General features: G+C 73.2%; 17 protein-coding genes. 12 read left to right on the top strand and 5 right to left on the bottom strand.

Annotated features, from left to right (window positions below):
* The first annotated feature begins 101 nt into the window (after positions 1-101).
* Positions 102-3812, top strand: coding sequence for a S8 family serine peptidase (locus BLU82_RS17360; RefSeq protein ID WP_092622403.1), 3711 nt, complete (start codon positions 102-104; stop codon positions 3810-3812).
* Positions 3813-3836: 24 nt separating this feature from the next.
* Here the strand turns inward: BLU82_RS17360 and map are convergent, their stop codons facing one another.
* A complete protein-coding gene (gene map, locus BLU82_RS17355; protein ID WP_092622402.1) occupies positions 3837-4685 on the bottom strand; it encodes a type I methionyl aminopeptidase in 849 nt (282 codons plus the stop codon).
* 49 nt (positions 4686-4734) lie between these two features.
* On the opposite strand from map, the gene BLU82_RS17350 reads away from it, so the two are divergent.
* Entirely contained in the window at positions 4735-4920 is a 186-nt protein-coding gene (locus BLU82_RS17350) for a hypothetical protein (protein WP_069110785.1), read from the top strand.
* A gap of 277 nt (positions 4921-5197) precedes the next feature.
* Here the strand turns inward: BLU82_RS17350 and BLU82_RS17345 are convergent, their stop codons facing one another.
* Positions 5198-5740, bottom strand: a complete 543-nt coding sequence (locus BLU82_RS17345) for a PadR family transcriptional regulator (RefSeq protein ID WP_092622401.1) — start codon at positions 5738-5740, stop codon at positions 5198-5200.
* Positions 5741-5848: 108 nt separating this feature from the next.
* On the opposite strand from BLU82_RS17345, the gene BLU82_RS17340 reads away from it, so the two are divergent.
* The gene (locus BLU82_RS17340; protein WP_092622400.1) at positions 5849-6775 is read left to right on the top strand and encodes an SDR family NAD(P)-dependent oxidoreductase; all 927 of its coding nucleotides are present in this window, start codon (positions 5849-5851) and stop codon (positions 6773-6775) included.
* Between the two features lie 15 nt (positions 6776-6790).
* Here BLU82_RS17340 and panB read toward each other — a convergent pair whose 3' ends face one another.
* Positions 6791-7627 (bottom strand): 3-methyl-2-oxobutanoate hydroxymethyltransferase, encoded by an 837-nt coding sequence (gene panB, locus BLU82_RS17335; RefSeq protein ID WP_092622399.1) that lies wholly within the window; start codon positions 7625-7627, stop codon positions 6791-6793.
* A 76-nt stretch (positions 7628-7703) separates the two neighbouring features.
* The gene (locus BLU82_RS17330) at positions 7704-9725 is read right to left on the bottom strand and encodes an NAD+ synthase (RefSeq protein ID WP_092622398.1); all 2022 of its coding nucleotides are present in this window, start codon (positions 9723-9725) and stop codon (positions 7704-7706) included.
* A gap of 72 nt (positions 9726-9797) precedes the next feature.
* On the opposite strand from BLU82_RS17330, the gene glnA reads away from it, so the two are divergent.
* The 8 genes from glnA to BLU82_RS17290 all read left to right on the top strand — a co-directional run bounded on the left by glnA (position 9798) and on the right by BLU82_RS17290 (position 16704).
* On the top strand, positions 9798-11135 hold the full coding sequence (gene glnA / locus BLU82_RS17325; RefSeq protein WP_069110783.1) for a type I glutamate--ammonia ligase: 1338 nt from the start codon (positions 9798-9800) through the stop codon (positions 11133-11135).
* 4 nt (positions 11136-11139) lie between these two features.
* On the top strand, positions 11140-11838 hold the full coding sequence (locus BLU82_RS17320) for a type 1 glutamine amidotransferase (protein WP_197682280.1): 699 nt from the start codon (positions 11140-11142) through the stop codon (positions 11836-11838).
* Between the two features lie 9 nt (positions 11839-11847).
* Complete coding sequence (crcB, locus tag BLU82_RS17315) at positions 11848-12258, top strand: fluoride efflux transporter CrcB (protein ID WP_197682279.1); 411 nt, start codon at positions 11848-11850, stop codon at positions 12256-12258.
* Positions 12255-12593: a DUF190 domain-containing protein gene (locus tag BLU82_RS17310; RefSeq protein ID WP_092622397.1), complete on the top strand. Its 339-nt coding sequence runs from the start codon at positions 12255-12257 to the stop codon at positions 12591-12593. The genes crcB (BLU82_RS17315) and BLU82_RS17310 overlap by 4 nt, the downstream gene beginning before the upstream one ends.
* Complete coding sequence (gene crcB / locus BLU82_RS17305) at positions 12590-12943, top strand: fluoride efflux transporter CrcB (RefSeq protein ID WP_092622396.1); 354 nt, start codon at positions 12590-12592, stop codon at positions 12941-12943. Before BLU82_RS17310 ends, crcB (BLU82_RS17305) begins: the two co-directional genes overlap by 4 nt.
* Before the next feature lie 100 nt (positions 12944-13043).
* Positions 13044-16052 carry a bifunctional [glutamine synthetase] adenylyltransferase/[glutamine synthetase]-adenylyl-L-tyrosine phosphorylase gene (locus tag BLU82_RS17300; RefSeq protein ID WP_092622395.1) on the top strand — a complete coding sequence of 1003 codons (3009 nt, stop codon included), beginning with the start codon at positions 13044-13046 and terminating at the stop codon, positions 16050-16052.
* A 27-nt stretch (positions 16053-16079) separates the two neighbouring features.
* Entirely contained in the window at positions 16080-16241 is a 162-nt protein-coding gene (locus tag BLU82_RS34755; protein ID WP_171906707.1) for a hypothetical protein, read from the top strand.
* Positions 16228-16704, top strand: a complete 477-nt coding sequence (locus BLU82_RS17290; protein WP_092622393.1) for a nucleoside deaminase — start codon at positions 16228-16230, stop codon at positions 16702-16704. The genes BLU82_RS34755 and BLU82_RS17290 overlap by 14 nt, the downstream gene beginning before the upstream one ends.
* Before the next feature lie 63 nt (positions 16705-16767).
* On the opposite strand, the gene BLU82_RS17285 is transcribed toward BLU82_RS17290, so the two are convergent.
* Positions 16768-20076 (bottom strand): LamG-like jellyroll fold domain-containing protein, encoded by a 3309-nt coding sequence (locus BLU82_RS17285; RefSeq protein WP_092622392.1) that lies wholly within the window; start codon positions 20074-20076, stop codon positions 16768-16770.
* Between BLU82_RS17285 and BLU82_RS17280 the strand changes: the two genes are divergently transcribed.
* A complete protein-coding gene (locus BLU82_RS17280) occupies positions 20075-21238 on the top strand; it encodes a LacI family DNA-binding transcriptional regulator (protein ID WP_197682278.1) in 1164 nt (387 codons plus the stop codon). The two genes, BLU82_RS17285 and BLU82_RS17280, sit on opposite strands and share 2 nt — an antisense overlap.
* The last annotated feature ends 116 nt before the right edge of the window (positions 21239-21354 follow it).

Below are 21354 nucleotides of genomic sequence, written 5' to 3'. Positions count from 1 at the left end.
CAGCGGACCTTCTACGGCCGGCGCGACAACCTCCGCTTCGCCCGTTGCGTCCAGCAAGTGTGACGACACGACGCGAACGGCCGGCGAACGGACGACGATCGATGCGGGCGGCGCTCGGCGCCGCGCTGGCGCTGGTGCTGACGGCGGGCGCGAGCACTGGCACGCCACCACCGCCCACGCCACCACCGGCCACCCCACCCGGGGCCGACGGCGCGGGCAGCCGCGGCGAAGGCCGGCTGATCACTCTCGTGACCGGCGACCGGGTGCTGGTCGGCGCCGGCGAGCCGGGACGCGAGAGCGTGACCATGCTGCCCGGACCGGACAGCCCTTCCGACGCGGTGCGCATCCGCCGCACCGCCGACCGCACGTACGTCGTGCCGGCCGCGGCGCAGCCGTTCCTCACGGCGGGCACACTCGACCCCGGCCTGTTCGACGTCACCGGGCTGGTCGCCCAGGGCTACGGCGACGCGGACCGGCCGACGCTGCCGCTGATCGTGCAGTACTCCGGCGCGAGGGCGGCCGCGCGCGAGCTGCCGGGCGCGACCGTCACCACGACCCTCGACAGCATCGACGCCGTCGCCGTCGAGCAGGACAGAGACGCCGCGGCGCAGTTCTGGTCGGCGTTCTCGCAGGCGGACGGCGCGCGCGGCGCCGGCGGCGCGATCTCGCACGTCTGGCTCGACGGCACGGTCCGGGCGAGCCTCGACGAGAGCGTCCCGCAGATCGGCGCCCCGCGGGCGTGGGAGGACGGGCACGCGGGCGCCGGCGCCGTCATCGCGATCCTCGACACCGGCGTCGACGCCACCCATCCGGACCTCGCCGGGAAGGTCGTCGCGGAGCAGAACTTCTCGACGTCGCCCGACACGGTGGACCGGGCCGGGCACGGCACGCACGTCGCCTCGACGGCGGCGGGCACCGGCGCGGCGTCGGACGGGAGCTTCCGGGGCGTCGCGCCCGAGGCGAAGCTCCTCTCGGGCAAGGTCCTCGACGACTACGGCTTCGGCCAGATGTCCGACGTCATCGCCGGCATGGAGTGGGCCGTCGAGCAGGGCGCGGACGTCGTCAATCTCAGCCTCTCGTCCGAGCCGACCGACGGCCGCGACCCGGCGGCGCTCGCCGTCGACCGGCTGACGGAGGAAGCGGGCGTGCTGTTCGTGACGTCGGCGGGGAACGAGGGCCCCGGCGCCGAGACCGTCGCGAGCCCGGCGACGGCCGACGCCGCGCTCGCGGTCGGCGCCGTGGACGGCGAGGACGTCCTCGCGCCGTTCTCCAGCCGCGGCCCGCGGCTCACCGACGGCGCCATCAAGCCGGAGATCAGCGCCCCCGGCGTCGAGATCACCGCGGCGCGGTCGACCACCATCGACGACGGCGGCGATGAGGCGTACCTGACGATGGACGGGACGTCCATGGCGGCGCCGCACGTCGCCGGCGCGGCCGCGATCCTCGCGGGTCAGCACCCGGACTGGTCGGCGGCGCAGCTGCGCGCGGTCCTGATGTCGACCGCCGCGCCCGCACCGGCGATCAGCATCTACGAGCAGGGCGCCGGCCGGGTCGACGTCGCCGCGGCCGCGACCGTCAGCGTCGTGCCGTCGGTGGGCGAGCTGGAGTTCGGCTACCACCGCTGGCCGCACGATGACGTCGAGCTGGTCACCCGCGAGGTCACCTACACCAACGTCTCCGACGCGCCCGTGACGCTGGACCTCGCCGTCACCGCGACGGGCGCTGAGCCGCCGCCCGCGGGCGCGATCACCGTCACGCCGTCCGAGCTGACGATCCCCGCCGGCGGCGCCGCGACGGCCGCCGTCACCACCGACGCCACCGGCCTCGACCCCGGTCACTACGAGGCCGCGGTCGTCGCCACCGACCGGGCGACGCAGCGCTCGGTCCGCATCCCCGCCGGCTGGTACGTGGAGGCGGAGAGGTACGACGTCACGGTGCGGCTGGTGGACAGGGCCGGCGCGCCGGCGTCCGGTGAGATCGAAGTGGTGGACGTCGACCAGGGCACCTGGACGGTCGAGCCGGTGCCGGACGGGACGGCGACCCTGCGGCTGCCGCCGGGCACGTATTCGTTCGGCTCCTTCCTCTACCGGGCTGCCGAGGACGACCGCGCGCCCGAGTACACGCTGGTCACCGACCCGGAGATCGAGGTGGCCGGCGCCACGGAGGTCACGCTGGACGCCCAGGGCGCCGAACCGGTCCGCACGACGGTCCGCGGCGCCGAGGACGCGACGCCACGGTGGAGCATGCTCGGCTACGCTCGCGGCCGCGCTCAGGACGAGCTCGCGCTGTCGTCGTCCCTCGAGGCCATCGGCGCCGACTACGAGCTGTTCGCCGTGCCGACCGAGCCCGTGGCCTCCGGCGCGTTCTTCTTCGACACCGGCGTGCGGCTGGAGGAGCCGCCCATCCGCGCCGAGGTGCCGGGGACGTCCGCCGAGATCGAGACGGCGTACTACGAGTTCTCCCAGCGCATCGACGGAACGCTCCGGCTGCCCGTCGTCGACGTCGGCACGGCGACCGCCGCCGAGCTGAGCGACACGCCCGTCGACGGCGCGATCGCCCTGGCCGTCCGCGACCCGGAGCGCGACAACGGCGAGCAGGCCGCCGACCTGGAGCGGGCCGGCGCGCGGGCGGTGCTGTTCTACGACCCGCAGCGCGCGGGCGTGCGGACCCAGTGGCTGTACCCGCTGGTCGACATCCCGGTCATCGGGACCAGCCGGACCGCCGCCGCGCGATTGCGCGAGCTGCTGGCCGACGGCTCGGTGGAGCTGGAGCTCACCGGCTCGGCCGTCACACCGTACGTCTACGACCTGCTCGTCCCCGCCCGCGAGCAGGTCCCGGAGCGGCCGCGGTGGCAGTTCCGCCGGTCCGACCTCGCGACGATCGACGTCCGGTTCGGCGCGCACGCGCCGACCAGCAGCACGTCCGAGACGCGGCAGGGCCGGTCGCCGTCCGGCAACTCCATCGGCGGCTGGATGCTGCCGTTCGTGACCGCGCCGTCGGAGCGCACCGACCACGTCCTCGCGAACGAGGTGACCTGGTGGCAGCAGGTCCTGCCGCACAACGCCGACGACGGCGCGCCGTCCTGGAGTGAGATCCCGCGGACGTACCGGCCCAGGCAGCGCGACGACGTCCAGTGGATGAGCCCGGTCGCCACCCAGTCGCTGCCCGACCGCGAGTCGCCCGACGCCGTCGTCGAACGCTACGGCGACACCATCTGGGCGTTGCTCGGCGGCTTCGTCCACGACCCCGGCCACGTGCAGATGTACGGCTCCGCGCTGGAGGAGTACGCGCTGCGGCTCTACCGCGACGGCGAGCTGCTGGGCGAGGTCGCCGACCGCGGCGGACTCGTCGACGTCCCGGCCGGACCCGGCACCTTCCGTCTGGAGCTGGACGGTCGGTTCGAGCAGTCCTGGTGGATCTACTCCACCCAGGTGAGCTCGGCGTGGACGTTCCACTCGGCCGGCGACGACGGCGACGGTGAGCGGCTGCCGCTGCTGGTCGCCGACTACGACGTGCCCGGCGCGGACGCGCTGGGCACGGTGCCGGCGGATCGGCCGGTCCGGATCGACGTCGGCCTGCGGCACCAGGCCGGGTCGTCCGGCGCCGAGATCGACGACGTCGAGCTGGAGGTCTCGGTGGACGACGGCGCGACGTGGACGCCGGCGCAGCTGCGCGGCGCGGACGGCCGCTACCGGGCGACCGTCGACGCCGGCGGCGAGCCGGGCGGCGCGGTGACCCTGCGGATCACGGCGACCGATGTCAACGGCGGCCGGCTGGAGCAGACGGTGGTGCGGGCGTTCGGGCTGCGCTGACGGCGCCGGGGCGGCGCCGGGACCTCAGGGCAGGGTGAGGATCTCGGCGCCGGTCTCGGTGACCAGCAGCGTGTGCTCGAACTGCGCCGACCGGCGGCCGTCGGCGGTGACGACCGTCCAGCCGTCGTCCCACATCGTCCACTCGTGAGTGCCGAGGTTGAGCATCGGCTCGATGGTGAACACCATGCCCGGCTCGATGATGGTCGTCGACCCGGGGTCGTCGTAGTGCGGCACCACCAGCCCGGAGTGGAACGACTCGCCGACGCCGTGGCCGGTGAACTCGCGCACGACGCCGTAGCCGAACCGCTTCGCGTAGGACTCGATGACCCGCCCGATGACGTTGATGGCGCGGCCCGGCTTCACCGCCTTGATGGCGCGGTTCAGCGCCTCCTGCGTGCGCTCGACCAGCAGCCGCGTCTCCTCGTCGACGTCGCCGGCCAGGAAGGTCGCGTTGTTGTCGCCGTGCACGCCGTCGATGTAGGCGGTGATGTCGATGTTCACGATGTCGCCGTCGCGGACGACGGTGGAGTCGGGGATGCCGTGGCAGATGACCTCGTTGACGCTCGTGCACAGCGACTTCGGGAATCCCCGGTACCCGAGCGTCGACGGGTACGCGCCACGCTCGACCAGGAAGTCGTGGCCGATGGCGTCGAGCTCGTCGGTGGTGATGCCCGGCGCGACGTGCTTGCCGACCTCGGCCAGCGCCTGCGCGGCCAGCTGGGCGGCGACGCGGATGCGCTCGATGGTGCCGGCGTCCTTCACCTCGGAGCCCTCGAACGGCTGGGGCCGGGCCTTGCCGACGTACTCGGGACGGACGATGGACGGCGGGACGGGGCGCTCGGGCGACACGATGCCGGGTACGACGGGCGACATGGTGTGAAAGTCTAGGCTGAGGTGCGCTTCTCAGGCGAAGGGAGTCATCGTGGCCGACGGACCCTGGTACTGGTGCCTCGACCATTCGCGGGTCGAGCCGGTCGACGGCTGCCCCAACGACCGGCGTCTCGGGCCGTACGAGACGCGTGCGGAAGCCGAGGACGCGCTGGCACGGGCGCACGAGCGCACGGCGCAGCAGGACGCCCTCGACCGCGACTGGGACGACGACGCCTGACGGAGCTCGGCTTTCGCGAGCGCGGTGAGAAGCGCCCGGACTGCCTTCGTCCGCGGGCCGTGGTGCGCTGCGGCGACAGCCCGCCTCGGCGTCACGTCCGTCGATCGCGCGAACACTGTCGGTGCCCGCCCGTAGGGTGGGAAGCCCTCCCAGCCGGGCGGGGACCGTACCTCGGCGAACGTCGGCGAACGTCGGCGAACGTCGGCGCCCGGGTGCTGGGGCTTCGCGCTGGGGCGCCCCGGGCGGGACGGGAACCGCCGCCGGCCGGCGAGCTCGCCTACTCCACGCCGTCGTCCGTGCTGAGGGGCGCGGTCTGCGCCCATTCGGCCCAGTCGGCAAGGGCCTGGTGCAGCCGGATCCCGGCCTCCGCGGCGATCCGGATGGCCTGCGTCGGCGGGCTGTCGCCGTAGTCGCCGCGGTCCTTGGCGGCGGCGATCTGTCGGTAGAAGTCGGCGGTCTGCCGGTAGTACGTCGCCTCCGCGGCGAGGTGCCGCCGGAGGTCGTCGGGTGGCATGAGCCAGAAGAACACGGAGCGCAGCAGCGCCTGCAGCCGCATGGTGTGGTCGACCTCGGTGGAGGTGAGCCAGCGGCGGACCTCGGCGAGGCCGTCGGGGGTGATGCGGTAGGCCTTGCGGCCGCGGGCGCCGACGGAGTCGACCTCGATGAGGCCCTCGTCGGCGAGTTTGCCCAGCTCGGCGTAGATCTTCGGGTGCTGGGCCGGCCACACCGTGCCGAGCAGGTCCTGGAACCGGCCGGCGAGGTCGTAGCCGCTGGCCGGGCCCTCCGCGAGCAGCCCCAGCAGACCGTGCCGCAGCGACATCGCCACTCCTCCTCGGAACCGGACCCCGGTCGACCATCTTGACATGTCCCTCCGGCCACATGAATACTCGGACATGTCCCTAAGGACATGTTAATGAGGGAGCAGAGCATGGCTGAGACCACCGGCGCGGTCCTGGTGACGGGCGCCAACGGCGGCATCGGGGCGGCCGCCGTCCGGGCGCTGGCCGACCGCGGCATGACGGTGTTCGCGACGGTCCGCGGCGACGGGAACGGCGGCGCCAGCGCCACCGGCAGCGCCGGCGGCTCCGCCAGCACCGGCGGCACCGGCGGCACCGGCGCGAGCGCCGTCGCCGGGGTGAAGGGCGTCCGCGTCGTCGAGATGGACGTCACCGACCCGGTCGCCGTCGCGCTCGCGGCGAAGAAGATCGGCCACGACGTCGGCGCGGCCGGGCTGCGCGCCGTCGTCAACAACGCGGGCGTCATCGTGCAAGGGCCGCTCGAACTGGTCCCGCCGCACGAGCTGCGCCGCCAGTTCGAGGTCAACACGTTCGGCCCGGCCCACGTCACGCAGGCGTTCCTGCCGCTGCTGCGGGCCGGCCGCGGCCGCGTCGTCAACGTCAGCGCGCCGACGGCGTGGGTGCCGGTGCCGTTCCTTGGCCCGATCGGCGCCAGCAAGGCGGCGCTGGAGTCGCTGTCCGACGCGCTGCGCGGGGAGCTCGCGGCGTGGCGCATCCCCGTCGTCCTGGTCGAGCCGGGGTCGACGAAGACGCTCATCTTCGCCAAGGCCGAGGCCGCCGCCCGCGCTGCCCTGGACGGCACCGACCCGGGCCGCGTCGCGCTCTACCGGCAGCACCTCGCCGCGGTGGAGAAGGCGGCCGCGAACCAGCGGACCAGCCCGCCGGAGAAGGCCGCCGCGGCGATCGTCAGGGCGGTCGAGGCACGCCGGCCGCGGCGCTGGTACGCCGCGACCGGCGAGGTCAGGCTGCTGCGGCTGGTCTCGCACCTGCCCGCGGGCCTGCGCGACCGGCTGGTCGCGCGGACCTTCGGGCTGGCGGGTCTCGAGGCCGCCGCCTGACGACGGGCGCCCCGGTCAGTGGTAGGAGTGCTCCTCGGCCGGGAACGCGCCGCTGACGACGTCGTCGGCGAAGGCCTTGGTGGCGTCGGCGAGGGCGCCGCGGAGGTTGCCGTACTGCTTGACGAACCGGGGGAGGCGGCCCTCGCGCAGACCGGCCATGTCCTGCCAGACCAGCACCTGCGCGTCGACGTCGGGACCGGCGCCGATGCCGATGGTCGGGATGCTCAGCCGCTTCGTCACCTCGGCCGCCACCTGCGCCGTCACCATCTCGAGGACGACGGAGAACGCGCCGGCCTCCTCGAGTGCCAGCGCAGACTCGATCAGCTTGTCGGCCTCGGGCCCGCGGCCCTGCACACGGTAGCCGCCGAGCGCGTTGACGCTCTGCGGGGTGAACCCGATGTGCGCCATGACCGGCACGCCGGCCTCGACGATGCGGCGCACCGACTCGACGACCGGCAGCCCGCCCTCGAGCTTCACCGCCTGGGCGCCGGTCTCTTTCATGATGCGGATGGACGTGGCCAGCGCCTGCTCGGGGCCCAGCTGGTACGAGCCGAACGGGAGGTCGCACACGACGAGCGCCCGGCTGGTGGACCGCACGACCGCGCGGGCCAGCGGGACAAGCTCGTCGACGGTGACCGGGACGGTGTCGGCATGAGCGAACACGTTGTTGCCCGCGGAGTCGCCGACCAGCAGCACCGGGATGCCGGCGGCGTCGAAGATCTCGGCGGTGTACATGTCGTACGAAGTGAGCATGGGCCAGCGTTCGCCGCGCTCCTTGGCGAGGCGGAGGTCACGGATGGTGACCCGGCGGGAGAGCTGGCCGCCGTACAGCGGGACGGTCTCGTGCGTCATCGCAGGACTCCTTGGGTGCGTCTCGAGGCCCGTGTCCGGGTCCCCTAACGCCTCCGATTGTCCCACGAACGAGGGGTCAGTGCGGGGGAGGCGGTGGCGGCAGCTCCCGGGCCGGCTGCACCAGCGCCTCGGTCTCGGGCTGGACGGCGTCCGCGTCCGGCTGGTCGCCGGGCGCCTCCGGCTGGACGGCATCCGGCTGCGGCTCGGCGGCCTGCGCTTCCGGCTGGACGGCCTCGGCCTGCGCCTCGACGGGCGCCGGCTCGCTCGCCGCGGGACCGGCCGCCGGCACGTCGTCCTTGGGCGCGTCGGCCGGAACGGACCCCTCGCGGGCCGCCTCGCGCCAGGCGCTGGTGATCGGCACCCGGCGGTCGCGGCCGAAGTTGCGCATGGTGATCTTCGGGCCGGGCGGGTACTGCCGCCGCTTGTACTCGGCGGTGTCGACCATGCGCAGCACCTTGGCGACGAGGCCGGCGTCGAACCCGGCGGCGCGCAGCTCGCCGGCGCCGAGGTCCTGCTCGAGGTGGCGGTACAGGATGTCGTCGAGCAGCGGGTAGTCGGGCAGCGAGTCGGAGTCGAGCTGGCCGGGACGCAGCTCGGCGCTCGGCGGCTTGTCGATGGAGCCCTGAGGGATGGGCGGCGTCTCGCCGCGCTCGGCCGCCGTGGCGTTGCGCCAGCGGGCCAGCTCCCAGGTCAGCGTCTTCGGGACGTCCTTGATCGGCGCGTAGCCGCCGACGGCGTCGCCGTAGATGGTGGAGTAGCCGACCGCCAGCTCGGTCTTGTTGCCGGTGGCGAGGACGAGGTGCCCTTCCTGGTTCGACAGCGCCATGAGCGTCATGCCGCGCACGCGGGCCTGCAGGTTCTCCTCGGCCAGCCCGGTGAGCTGGACGTTGTCGAGGAACGCGCGGACCATCGGCGCGATGGGAATGGTCCGGTACCGCAGCCCGGTGCGCTCGGCCAGCTGCTGCGCGTCGGTCCTGGAGTGCTCGGACGAGTACGAGCTGGGCATCGAGACGCCGTGCACGTTCTCGGCCCCGAGCGCGTCGACGGCGATGGCGGCGACCAGCGCGGAGTCGATGCCGCCGGACAGCCCCAGCACCACCGACGTGAAGCCGTTCTTGCGCACGTAGTCGCGCAGCCCGGTGACGATGGCCGCGTACACCTCGGCGTGGTCGGACAGCCGCGGCGCCAGTGCGCCGGGATCGGGCGTGTACGCGGGCAGCGGCGCCGTGGTCAGTGTGCTGCGGTGGACGGCGAACCCGGCGACGCGCTCCTGCGTCATGCCCCACGGGCCGGGCGCCGGCGCGACCGCCTCGGGCAGCTGGAGGTCGACGACCAGGCAGCCCTCCTCGAACTGCGGCGCCCGGGCGAGCAGCTCGCCGTCGGGGCGGACGACGAGGGAGTCGCCGTCGAAGACCAGTTCGTCCTGGCCGCCGACCATGTTGACGTACGCCAACGTCGCCTGCGCGTCGGCGGCCCGGCGGCGGGCGAGGTCGAGGCGGGTGTCGTCCTTGTTGCGCTCGTACGGCGACCCGTTGACGACAAGCAGCAGCCCGGCCCGCGCCTCGCGCGCGACGGAGACCGGCCCGCCGTCCTGCCAGATGTCCTCGCAGATCGCGAGCGCTACGTCGATGCCGTGCAGCCGGAACACGCCGAGGTGGTCGCCGGGGACGAAGTAGCGGACCTCGTCGAAGACGCCGTAGTTGATCAGGTGGTGTTTGGCCTGCCGGGCCACGACGCGCCCGCCGTAGAGGACGGCGACGGCGTTCTGCGGCGACCCCTTGGGCCGGCCCAGCTGGAACTGGCCGGCCGTGGCGTCGTCGCGGCCCAGGTAGCCGACGACGACCGCGGTGGCGCCGAGACCCTCGCCGTCGAGGCGGGCCGCCAGCTTCTCCAGCGTGGCGCGCGACTCGTCGACGAAGGACGCCCGCAGCGCGAGGTCCTCGACCGGGTAGCCGGTGAGCATCATCTCGGGGAAGGCGACCAGGTGGGCGTGCTGCGCGGCGGCGTGCTTGGTCATGCGGACGACGAGGTCCGCGTTGGCCTCGAGCGCACCGACGGTCGGGTTCACCTGAGCGAGCGCGATTCTGATCTGCGGCACGGTCCGAGCCTAATGCCACGGCCGTCACCGTCCCGCTACCCGGCGGACACACCGGTGGGGCACACTGGCGACGTGGAGAAGCAGCAGCAGTTCGTCCTCCGGTCGCTGGAAGAGCGCGACATCCGGTTCGTCCGGCTCTGGTTCACCGACGTGCTCGGGTTCCTGAAGTCGGTCGCGGTCGCGCCGGCCGAGCTGGAGAACGCGTTCTCCGAGGGCATCGGCTTCGACGGCTCCGCCATCGAGGGGTTCGCCCGTGTCTACGAGGCCGACATGCTGGCCAAGCCCGACCCGTCGACGTTCCAGGTGCTGCCGTGGCGGGGCGGGTCCAACGGCACGGCCCGCATGTTCTGCGACATCCTCATGCCCGACGGCTCGCCGTCGTACGCCGACCCGCGGCACGTGCTCAAGCGCGCGCTCAGCCGGGCCGCGGAGCAGGGGTTCACCTTCTACACCCACCCCGAGGTCGAGTTCTTCGTCTTCAAGAACCAGCCGTCCGGCGGCGAGGAGCCGACCCCCGTCGACGCCAGCGGCTTCTTCGACCACACCGCGCACGGCATCGCGCAGGACTTCCGCCGCGACACCATCACCATGCTCGAGGACATGGGCATCTCGGTCGAGTTCAGCCACCACGAGGGGGCGCCCGGGCAGCAGGAGATCGACCTGCGCTACGCCGACGCGCTGGCCACGGCCGACAACCTCATGACGTTCCGCGCCGTCGTCCGCGAGGTGGCGCTGTCGCAGGACCTCTACGCGTCGTTCATGCCCAAGCCGTTCACCGCGTGGCCGGGGTCGGGCATGCACACCCACGTGTCGCTGTTCGAGGGCGACCGCAACGTCTTCCACGAGCCGGGCGCCGAGTACCAGCTGTCCAAGACGGCGCGGTCGTTCATCGCCGGGCTGCTCCGGCACGCGCCCGAGATCACCGCCGTCACCAACCAGTGGGTCAACTCCTACAAGCGGCTGCGCGGCGGCGGCGAGGCGCCGGCCTACGTCTGCTGGGGCCACAACAACCGGTCGGCGCTGGTGCGCGTCCCGATGTACAAGCCCGACAAGGGGCAGTCGGCGCGGGTCGAGTTCCGTTCGCTCGACTCCGCCTGCAACCCGTACCTCGCCTACGCCGTCATCCTCGCGGCCGGCCTGAAGGGCATCGAGGAGGGCTACGAGCTGCCGCCGGGCGCCGAGGACGACGTGTGGGCGCTGACCGACCGCGAGCGCCGGGCCATGGGCATCGACCCGCTGCCGGCCTCGCTGGACGAGGCGATCGAGGCCATGGAGAACTCCGAGCTGGTCGCCGAGACGCTGGGCGAGCACGTCTTCGAGTTCTTCCTGCGCAACAAGCGGGCCGAGTGGAACGAGTACAGCCTGCAGGTCACCGCGTTCGAGCGGGCCAAGATGCTGCCGGTGATGTGACGCGTTGATCGACGTCGTCGAGCACGAGCCCGGCTGCCCGCTGGACCGCTTCGGCGGCTGGCTGGAGGACGCCGGCGCGAAGGTGCGGGTGCTGCGTCCCTACGCCGGCGACGCCGTCCCCTCGACGCCGGGCGACGGGCTGATCGTGCTCGGCGGGCAGGTCGACGCCTACGCCGACGACGCCGCGCCGTGGCTGCCCGCGACGCGGGTACTGCTGCGCGCCGCCGCGGCCGACGGCACGCCGACGCTCGGGATCTGCCTGGGCGCGCAGCTGCTGGCGCTCGCGTGCGGCGGGACGGTCGCCGTCGGCGCGGCGCCGGGCCGCGAGTCGGGCGTCGTCGACGTCCACTGGCGGCCCGAGGCGGCCGGCGACCCGCTGCTCGGCGATCTGCCCGACCCGTTCCCCGGCCCGAGCATGCACGCCGACGCGGTCGCGGAGCTGCCGCCCGGCGCCGTCTGGCTCGGGTCGTCGGCGATGTACCCGCACCAGGCGTTCCGGGTCGGCGCGGCCGCGTGGGGCGTGCAGTTCCACCCGGAGGTGTCCGAGCCGACGTTCGCCGGCTGGGCTCGTGAACTGCCCGATGTCGACGCGGCACCGGTGGTGCGCGAGCTGGCCGGTCGCGACGCCGAGGTCGTCGCAGCCGGTCGGGAGCTGGCCACCCGGTTCGCCCGCATCGTCGAGACAGCGGCGGCGCCTCGCTAGGCTCGGACGGTGTCCAGGCTGCGCCGTCAGCTCCCCGTGCTCGCGGTCATCGCCGCGGGCGGCGTGCTCGGCGCACTGGCCCGCCACGGCGTGGCGTCGCTGCAGACCGACGCCGGCACCGGCTGGCCGTGGGCGATCCTCGTCGTCAACGTGACCGGCTGCCTGCTGATCGGCGTGCTCATGGCGGTGCTGCTCGACCTCACCGCGCCGCACCGGCTGCTGCGGCCGTTCCTCGGCATCGGCGTGCTGGGCGGGTACACCACGTTCTCCACCTACGCGGTGGACACCCAGCGGCTGCTGGCCGACGGCCGGGCCGCCGCCGCGCTGACGTACTACCTGGTGACGCCGGTGCTGGCGCTGCTGGCGGTCTGGATCGGGACCGCGGCCACCCGGGCCCTGCGAGGAGGGAGACGCGCATGACGCTGGAGGGACCAGCCCGGCGGCTGACCATCGTCGTCGGCGAGAACGACACCTGGCACGGCCGGCCGCTGTACACCGAGATCGTGCACCGGGCGCACGCCGCCGGACTGGCCGGCGCCAGCGTGTTCCGCGGCATCGAGGGGTTCGGCGCGTCGAACCACATCCACACCACGCGCATCCTCAGCCTGTCCGAGGACCTCCCAGTGGCCATCGTGATCGTCGACCGCGCCGAGCCCGTGCACCGGTTCGTCGACGAGGTCGCCCCGCTGGTCGAGGAGGGCCTCATCACGCTGGCCGACGTCGAGGTCGTCCGGTACGTGGGCCGCGGCTCGTGACTCTGCTGCTGGTGGCCGCCGGCGCGGCGGTCGGCGCGCCGCTGCGCTACGTCGTCGACCGCTGGGTGCAGCTGCGGCTGGACGGCGCGCTCCCGTGGGGCACGCTGGTGGTCAACGTCGTGGGGTCGTTCATCCTCGGGCTCGTGCTGGGGTCGCCGTCGGCCGGGCCCGAGCTGCGGGCGCTGCTCGCGACCGGCTTCTGCGGCGCGCTGACGACGTACAGCACGTTCGGCTACGAGACGCTGCGGCTGCTGGAGGACGGCGCGTGGTCCCGCGGTGTGGCGAACGTGCTGGTCAGCATGGGCGCCGGGCTGGGCGCCGCGGCCCTCGGCTGGACCCTCGTGGCGTGACGGCTGACGTTCGAACGCCCGGGCCTGCGGCGATGCCGCCGCCGCGCGGTCGGCGCCGGGGCGGGCAGGGCGGCGGAGCCGGCGGCGGTAGGTTGGTCGCATGTCTGTGAACCGGACGGAGGGCCGCGTCGCGTCGCTGGCCAAGGCCGGGTTCGCCGACACCGCCGCGGCGCAGCGCGAACTCGACGACCCGCTGCTCGACGGCCTCGACGGCACCGACCTCGTGGCCGCGCTGGCCGCCGTCGCCGACCCCGATCTCGGGCTGCGCGGCGTGGGCCGGCTGATGGCGGCGCTCGAGACCGAGCCGCGACGCGCGGAGCTGCGGGCGCTGCTGGCCGACGACTCGCCGCACCGGCGCCGGCTGCTGGCCGTCCTCGGGTTCAGCTCGGCGCTGGCCGACCACCTCTGCCGGCATCCGGACCACTGGCGCGACCTCGGCGCGCTGGACCCCGACGACCGGCCCGGCGCCGACGCCGTCCGGGCCGCGCTGCTGACCGCCGTCGGGGCCGACCCCGCCGCCGCCGTGCCCGTCGCCTCGGGGGAGCAGCCCGAGTTGCTCGACGCGTTGCGGGTGGCGTACCGGCGGCACGTCACGGCGCTGGCGGCGCTCGACCTCGCCGACCGCCTCGACGTCGCCGCCGTCGCCGCCGACCTGGCCGACCTCGCCGGCGCCACGCTGGAGGCCGCGCTCGCCGTCGCCCGGGCCGGGCTGCCGCCGGGCGCGCCCGGCTGCCGGCTCGCCGTCATCGCCATGGGCAAGGCCGGCGGCCGCGAGCTGAACTACGCCTCCGACGTCGACGTCGTGTTCGTCGCCGAGCCGCCCGCCGACGCGCCCGACGACGCGACCGGCTGGCTGACCACCGCGACGACGCTGGCCACGGCGCTCATGCGGGCCTGCTCGGTCTACACCGGTGAGGGCACCATCTGGCCGGTCGACGCGGCGCTGCGGCCCGAGGGCAAGCAGGGGCCGCTGGTGCGCACCGTCGCCAGCCACGCCGCCTACTACCGCGACTGGGCGAAGACGTGGGAGTTCCAGGCGCTGCTCAAGGCCCGTCCGGTGGCCGGCGACCACGAGCTCGGCCAGCAGTACGTCGACGCCGTCATGCCGATGGTGTGGACCGCGGCCGGCCGCGACCACTTCGTCGACGACGTGCACGCCATGCGGCGGCGGGTCGAGGACCACATCCGCCCGGCCGAGGCCGACCGTCAGCTCAAGCTCGGCCCCGGCGGCCTGCGCGACGTCGAGTTCGCCGTCCAGCTGCTGCAGCTCGTGCACGGCCGGGCCGACGTCAGCCTGCACGACGGCAACACGCTGGGCGCGCTCGCGGCGCTGACCGCCGGCGGGTACGTCGGGCGCGACGACGGCGCCGTGCTCGACGCCGCGTACCGGTTCCTGCGCACGTTCGAGCACCGCATCCAGCTGCGCGGGCTGCGCCGCACGCACGTCGTCCCCGACTCCGACGAGCTGCTGCGGGTCCTCGCGCGGTCGCTGGCGCTGCGCCAGCCCGCGGAGCTGGACGACGTCTGGCACCAGCAGGCGCGCGAGGTGCGACGGCTGCACGAGAAGCTGTTCTACCGGCCGCTGCTGTCCGCCGTCGCGCGGCTGCCCGGCGACGGCGTCCGGCTCAGCCCCGAGGCGGCGCTGGCCCGGCTGCGGGCGCTCGGCTACGCCGACCCCGCGGGCGCGCTGCGGCATCTCGAGGCGCTGACGACGGGGGTCTCGCGGCGGGCGGCGATCCAGCGGACGCTGCTGCCGGTGCTGCTCGGCTGGTTCGCCGACGCGCCCGAGCCCGACACCGGGCTGGCCGGGTTCCGCAAGGTCAGCGAGGCGCTGGGCACGACGCCCTGGTACCTGCGGCTGCTGCGCGACGACGGCGCGGCGGCCGAGCGCATGGCGCGGGTGCTGGCGTCCGGCCGGTACGCCACCGAGCTGCTGCTGCGCGCGCCCGAGTCGGTCGCCATGCTCGGCGACGACGACGCCCTGCGCCTGCGCGAGCGCGGGCCGCTGGAGAAGGAGGTGCTGGCCGGAGTCCAGCGCCATGACGACCCCGTCGCCGCCATCGGCGTCGTGCGAGCCATGCGGCGGCGCGAGCTGTTCCGCGTCACCGTCGCCGACCTCGCCGCCGCGGCCCCCGTCGAGGCCGTCGGGGAGGCGTTGACGGCCATCGCGGAGGCCACGCTGTCCGGCGCGCTGGCCGCCGCCACCCGCGCCGTCGAGGCGTCGCGCGGCGGGCCGCTGCCGACCCGGCTGGCCGTCGTCGCGATGGGCCGGCTCGGCGGTCGCGAGATGGGGTACGCGTCCGACGCCGACGTCCTGTTCGTCCACACGCCGTATCCCGACGAGGACGAGACCGAGGCGGCGACGGCAGCGCTCGCCGTCGCCAACGAGCTGACCCGGCTGCTGTCGCTGCCCTCGCCCGAGCCGTCCCTCACCGTCGACGCGGCGCTGCGGCCCGAGGGGAAACAGGGGCCGCTGGTGCGGACGCTCGCGTCGTACGCCGCGTACTACGACCGGTGGGGCGAGGTGTGGGAGCGGCAGGCGCTGCTGCGGGCGGCCCCGTGCTGCGGCGATCCCGAGCTGCTGCGCCGGTTCTCCGCCCTGATCGACCCCCTGCGCTGGCCGACCGCCGGTCTCACCGACGGGCAGATCCGCGACGTGCGCCGCATCAAGGCGCGCGTCGAGTCCGAGCGGCTGCCCCGCGGCGCCGACCCGTCCATGCACCTCAAGCTGGGGCCCGGCGGCCTGGCGGATGTCGAGTGGACGGCCCAGCTCCTGCAGCTGCGCCACGCGTCGTCCGTGCCCGCCCTGCGCACGACCTCGACGCCCGGTGCGCTGGCCGCCGCCGTCTCGGCCGGGTTGCTGGCGGCGGACGACCGCTCGGTCCTGGAGGACTCCTGGCGGCTGGCGGCCCGCATCCGCAACGCCACCGTCCTCGTCACCGGCCGCCCGTCGGACATGCTGCCCAAGGACCCCAAGACGCTGGCCGCGGTCTCGCAGGTCCTCGGCTACGGCGCCGGCGAGTCCACCCTCTTCGTCGACGACTACCACCGCTGCGCCCGCAAGGCCCGCTCCGTCGTCGAACGCCTCTTCTACGACGACGCCCGCTGAGGGGTGCCCGGCCGCGATAATGGCGTCATGTGGGGAATCATTCTGCTCCTGCTCGTGGCCTGGCTCGTCATCTCGGTCCTGGGCCTGGTCATCAAGGGCCTGCTCTGGCTCTTCTTCATCGGCGTGGTCCTGTTCCTGGCCACGTCGGCATGGGGTTGGATCAAACGGAACAGCGATGACGCTCGCTGACTCCGCGTACCTCGAACGGTGCGTCGAGCTGGCCGAGGCCGCGCTGGCCGCCGGCGACGGGCCGTTCGGGTCGGTGCTGGTGAGCGCCGACGGCGCGGTGCTGGCGGAGGACCACAACCACGAGACGTCGCGGGGCGACGAGACCGCGCATCCGGAGCTGGCGCTGGCGCAGTGGGCCGGCCGGAACCTGACGGCGCCGGAGCGGGCCGCCGCCACCGTCTACACGTCCGGCGAGCACTGCCCGATGTGCGCCGCCGCGCACGGGTGGGTCGGCCTCGGCCGCATCGTCTACGCCGCGTCGAGCGCCCAGCTAGTCGCCTGGCGGGCCGAATGGGGGCTCCCGGCCGCGCCCGTCAGAGCCCTCCCTATCGCCGAGGTCGCGCCCGGCGTCGAGGTCATCGGGCCCGTGCCGCCGTTCGACGAGCAGATGCGGGCCATCCACGAGCGGGCGGTGCGGGGGTAGAACGGGAGAACCGCCGGCCGCGCCTCGAGGCAGGCGGCCGGCGGCTCCCGTCCAGCGGCAGGGTCAGTTGCCGGCTCGGATTCCCGTGAGCTCGCTGGAGGCGATCGCCCGGTTGTAGAGCCGGACGTCGTCGAGGGCTCCGGCGAAGAACTCGGTCGTGCCGTTGTAGCTGCCCAGCTGGAGCCGATCCTTGCTGGTCGCCTTCGGGCTGCAGCCGGTGTAGGTGACGGTGGTGCCGCTCGCCGTGCCGCAGTAGCCGGTGCCCACGGCCAGTGGTCGTGCCACACCGTCGACGTAGATCTGCACCGTCTTGGCCGTGCCGTTCACGACCACCGCGACGTGGTGCCAGTTCCCGTCGTTGAAGCCTGCGGGCGTGTTCATCCCCAACGACTGGGCCTGGTTTCCGCCGGAGCCCATGGCGAAGGTGATGCCGCCGCCGTTGGTCGCGAGTAGGTAGCCGTTGGTATTGCCGAAGTTCCCCTTGCTGATGACGCGCTGGAACGAGGTTCCCGTGGTCCTGAGGTGGGTGGCCAGGGTGAAGCTCCCGGTGCCGAAGTTGACCCGGCCCGGATTGCCGAGCCCCACGGTGGTGGCGGTCCCGTTCAGGCCGAGGGCGCCGCCGAGGGACCCGGTCGTCCACGTCGGAGCCGTGACGAAACCGTGGTTGCGCCCGCCGGATCCGTCCAGCGCGCGGGTGCCGCCGGCATCGTCCAGAGTCCACCGCGCCACGGGCAGCTTGCCGAGGCCGGCCAGGGCGCGGACGTCCACGTCGTCGATCGCCCGGTTGTAGAGCCGCACGTCGTCGAGGGCTCCGGTGAAGAACTCGGCGGTGCCGTTGTAGCTGCCGAGTGTCAGCGCCTGCGACGAGGAGGCCGTCGCGGCGGTGCAGGCCGAGACGTCCACCGTCGAGCCGTTCGCGGTCCCGCAGTAGCCCGCTCCGACGGTCAGGGCTTGCGGAACCCCGTCGATCAGGATCCGGACGGTGCCGTTCGCGCGGTCGACGATGGCGGTGACCTGGTGCCAGGCTCCGTCGTTGAACCCGCTCGGCGTGTTCAGGCCCAAGGACTGGCTCTGGTTGCCGCCGGCTCCGACCGCGAGCGTGATGGTGCCGTTGTTGAGCGCGAGCAGGTAGCCGTCGGTGTTGCCGAAGTCGCCCTTGCTGACCAGTCGCGTGAAGCCAGCGGCGGAGGACTTGAACCAGGTGGCGATGGTGAAGTCCCCGGCGCCGAAGCTGGTGCTGCCCGACGTGCCGGCGCTCACCGACGACGAGGTGCCGTTGAAGGTCAGTGCCGATCGGGTCACGCCGGCGCCGCGCGTTCCGTTGGCGATGGTGCCTGTGTTGCCGACGCCGGAGCCGTCGATAGCGGTGGTTCCGGATGCCTCGTCGAATCCCCAGGCGCCGACGATGCCGTTGCCGACCGCTGAGGTGAGCCGCGTTCCGGGTCCGGCGTTCTGGAGGAGCCAGGTGATCTGGGTGCGGCCGGTCCAATTCGCGGGTGCGTAGGCGGCGGTGTCGACGGCGAACCGGGCCAGGTTCGGCACGGCGACGATCTGGGTCGCCTGCGCCTGGGTTCCCCACGGGAACGGGGCCGATCTGGTGCTGCTGTAGAGGTCGGCGCTGCCGTTGTACGGGCCGTGGAACAAGACGCTCTTGGTGTAGCCGGACCCGACCTGGTAGTCGATGCGGACGCAGGCGCAGCTGTTGGCGTCGAGGTTCTGCAGGGTTCCGTCGACGCGGTTGCGGAAGTTGAGCAGGGCGGGTGTCTGGTCGACCGTGACGCCGACCTCCTCGTCGGCCCAGGTCTCCGTGGCCATGCCGAGGTGCGCCGTCCAGGTGTTCGGCTCGAAGTCGGCGTAGGAGGTCTTGAACCGGTCCGGCCGGTAGCTGTGGGTGCGAACGATCTCGCCGTTGTCGGCCTTGGGGTTGGCGGCGAGGTCGGTCCCGTCGGTGAACTCCAGGTAGACGACCCCGTCGCTCGGGATGCTGCCCGACCAGGTTCGCCCGGCGGTGGCGACGTTGGCGTAGGTCTCGACCGGGGCGAGGTCCTCGGTCGCGGGGTTGTCGCCGTAGCTGGCGTTGTTCGCGTCGATCCGGTACACGCGCAGGGTGCCGGTCGGGAAGGCGATGCCGTTGAGGACGGCGTTGATCGTGTGGCTGCTGCCGGTCTTGTTCCACAGGACCATCCCGGCCCGGTGGTCGTCGGCCGCGGCCAGCCCGTCGATGCCGGTGCCGCCGGCGATCGTGAGCTGCCGGCGCTCGGTCGGCAGCATCGCATAGATCTTGGCGGCGTTGAACACCGCCTTGCGGTAGCCGTCGATCGTCACCATGCCGGAGAAGTTGCCGAGGCCGCTGTCCATGAACTGGGCCCAGCTGATCTTGTCGAACGACGGCTGCGACAGGACGTTCTTGTAGTCGCGCAGCAGGGAGGAGGCCAGACCGAACTTGTCCTGCGTCCCGCCCTGGGGGTAGTTGATGGGGTAGGAGTTGTACTCGTTGAGGTGCAGTTCGGCGGTGTGCAACGCGCGCGTGGCGAGCCTCGTCTTGAACTCGTTCAGGTAGCTGTTCATCAACGCCGGCTCCTGTGCGGCGCTCCCGGGGTACTGGTGGAACGAGATGAAGTCCAGCGGCAGGTCGTTGGTCTCGACGTAGTCGAGGAACGGGCTGATCCACTCGGTGCGGAACGCAGACGAGAGGCCGCCCACGACGGCGTCCGGGTCGCCCTGGCGGATTCCGGTGACGCCCGTGCCGTACAGCTGGAAGTACTCGTCGCGGGTGCCGGTGAAGAACGTCGTCCCGAAGTCGGGCTCGTTCCAGATCTCGTGATAGCCGAGCGGGTTGCCGGTCTGCTCGAAGTGGGCAGCGGTGTCGCGCGACAGGTTCTGCCAGGCCGGATAGCTCGACGGCTTGCTTCGCCAGTCGCCGCCGATCTGCAGGGGAGTGGGCTGATAGCCGTAGGAGAAGTACGGCGCGACGTCGCGGTCGTTCAGGTTCCGCACGAACTGGTCGGGATCGGTCCAGTCGTAGATCAGGTTGCCGGCCGTCCCCGAGACCGGATCGGTGACGTAGCCGCAGTTCGGATCCCCGCCGAAGCCGCCGTCGATCCGCAGCGAGTCGGTGTCCAATTCGTTGATGATGTTGATGTCGCGGTCGTAGCGACCGGTGGGCACCAAGCAGGAGTTGTAGACACCGAACTTCGAATTCACCAAGGGGTAGTCGACGTACGTTCCGAAGTCGGCCGTCACGGTGGCGGTGCCGGCGTGGGCCGGGGTGACCGGGAGCGGGGCGCCCGCCGCGGCGAGGGCGAGGGCGGTCGCGAGCAGGGCCGAGCGGGCCCGCCGCGGGCGCGAGGTGCGGTCGGGGAGTCTGGCCATGGCGTCCTCCTGGGCTGGGTCTGCCACGTGGCAGACGACGGATTTTTACCACGTGGCAGACGCCGCGTCCAGGGTCGGGCGACGGGTCGGGCGGCGTGCCTCGAGCAACTCGGGTGAGGCCGGACGCGTCGGTGCGCTAACGTCTTTGCCACGTGGAAGGAGTTCGATGGCGACCCAAGCCGATGTTGCAGCGCGGGCCGGGGTTTCCCGGCGAACGGTCTCGAACGTCGTCAACGGCTATCCCCACATCAGCGCCGACGTGCTGCGGCGGGTCAACCAGGCGATCGCCGAGCTCGGCTACCTGCCCAGCCAGGTGGCCCGGAGTCTCCGTCTCGGTCGCACCGGCGTGATTCAGCTGGTCGTGCCGGAGCTGGACGTGGCGTACTTCGCCGAGCTCGCCCGCAGGGTGGTGAAGGCCGCCGAGGATCGCGGTTACATCGTGCTGGTCCGGCAGACCCTCGGCGACCACGCCGTCGAGCAGGACGCCCTCCTCGGCCCCGCCGCTCAGTACGCCGAGGGAACGATCCTCAGCCCGGTCGGAGGCGGGACCGACTGGCTCGACGAGAGCCCGCGGGACGCACCGGTGGTGCTGATCGGCGAGAGCGGCAGAGCCGGCGTCTACGACCATGTCGGCATCGACGACGAGGCGGCGGCCTACGACGCCACGCGGCACCTGATCGCGCGCGGTCGGCGCCGGATCGCCTTCATCGGCTCAGATCCCGACGACCTGCTGACGATGGCCCGCGAGCGTGAGGCCGGCTACCGCCGGGCCGTCGCCGAGGCCGGTGCGGACGTCGACGACGCGCTCGTGCTGCCGGTGTCCGCCTACCACCGCGACGACGGGCGCGACGCGCTGCGCCGCCTGTGGCGCGCCCCCGAACACCCGGACGCCATCTTCTGCGCCACCGATCTGCTGGCCCTCGGCGCGCTCCGCGAGGCATTCGACATCGGTGTCGGCGTACCCGGTGACCTCGCGGTGGTCGGATTCGACGACCTGGAGGAGGGGCGGTACTCGATCCCGAGCCTGACCACGATCTCACCGGACAAGCGGCGCATCGCGGAGCTTGCCGTGGAGCTCGTCGTGAAGCGGATCGACGACGGCGCGGTCGACCCGGCCGAGATGGTCATCCCGCACCGGCTGGTCGTGCGCGAGTCCACCTAAGGTCTGCCTCCCGCGCCCGCCTACTGCGCGACCGAGACCCGGGGGCCACACCCTTGTCGTCGTCACAATCCGATAACACCATTTGCCACGTGGCAGAGGTGGGGTGTTACATCAGG

Source organism: Jiangella sp. DSM 45060 (genome assembly GCF_900105175.1).
GTDB lineage: Bacteria > Actinomycetota > Actinomycetes > Jiangellales > Jiangellaceae > Jiangella.
The sequence above is the reverse complement of the archived record's forward strand: the minus strand, read 5'-3'. Positions and strand labels throughout refer to the sequence as shown.

Excerpts from the sequence above, each read along its gene's own strand:
- BLU82_RS17360 (WP_092622403.1), top strand. The coding sequence starts at position 102 with ATGCGGGCGGCGCTCGGCGCCGCGCTGGCGCTGGTGCTGACGGCGGGC.
- map (WP_092622402.1), bottom strand. The coding sequence starts at position 4,685 with ATGTCGCCCGTCGTACCCGGCATCGTGTCGCCCGAGCGCCCCGTCCCG.
- BLU82_RS17345 (WP_092622401.1), bottom strand. The coding sequence starts at position 5,740 with ATGTCGCTGCGGCACGGTCTGCTGGGGCTGCTCGCGGAGGGCCCGGCC.
- BLU82_RS17340 (WP_092622400.1), top strand. The coding sequence starts at position 5,849 with ATGGCTGAGACCACCGGCGCGGTCCTGGTGACGGGCGCCAACGGCGGC.
- panB (WP_092622399.1), bottom strand. The coding sequence starts at position 7,627 with ATGACGCACGAGACCGTCCCGCTGTACGGCGGCCAGCTCTCCCGCCGG.
- BLU82_RS17310 (WP_092622397.1), top strand. The coding sequence starts at position 12,255 with ATGACGCTGGAGGGACCAGCCCGGCGGCTGACCATCGTCGTCGGCGAG.
- BLU82_RS17300 (WP_092622395.1), top strand. The coding sequence starts at position 13,044 with ATGTCTGTGAACCGGACGGAGGGCCGCGTCGCGTCGCTGGCCAAGGCC.
- BLU82_RS34755 (WP_171906707.1), top strand. The coding sequence starts at position 16,080 with ATGTGGGGAATCATTCTGCTCCTGCTCGTGGCCTGGCTCGTCATCTCG.
- BLU82_RS17290 (WP_092622393.1), top strand. The coding sequence starts at position 16,228 with ATGACGCTCGCTGACTCCGCGTACCTCGAACGGTGCGTCGAGCTGGCC.
- BLU82_RS17280 (WP_197682278.1), top strand. The coding sequence starts at position 20,075 with ATGGCGTCCTCCTGGGCTGGGTCTGCCACGTGGCAGACGACGGATTTT.
- BLU82_RS17285 (WP_092622392.1), bottom strand. The coding sequence starts at position 20,076 with ATGGCCAGACTCCCCGACCGCACCTCGCGCCCGCGGCGGGCCCGCTCG.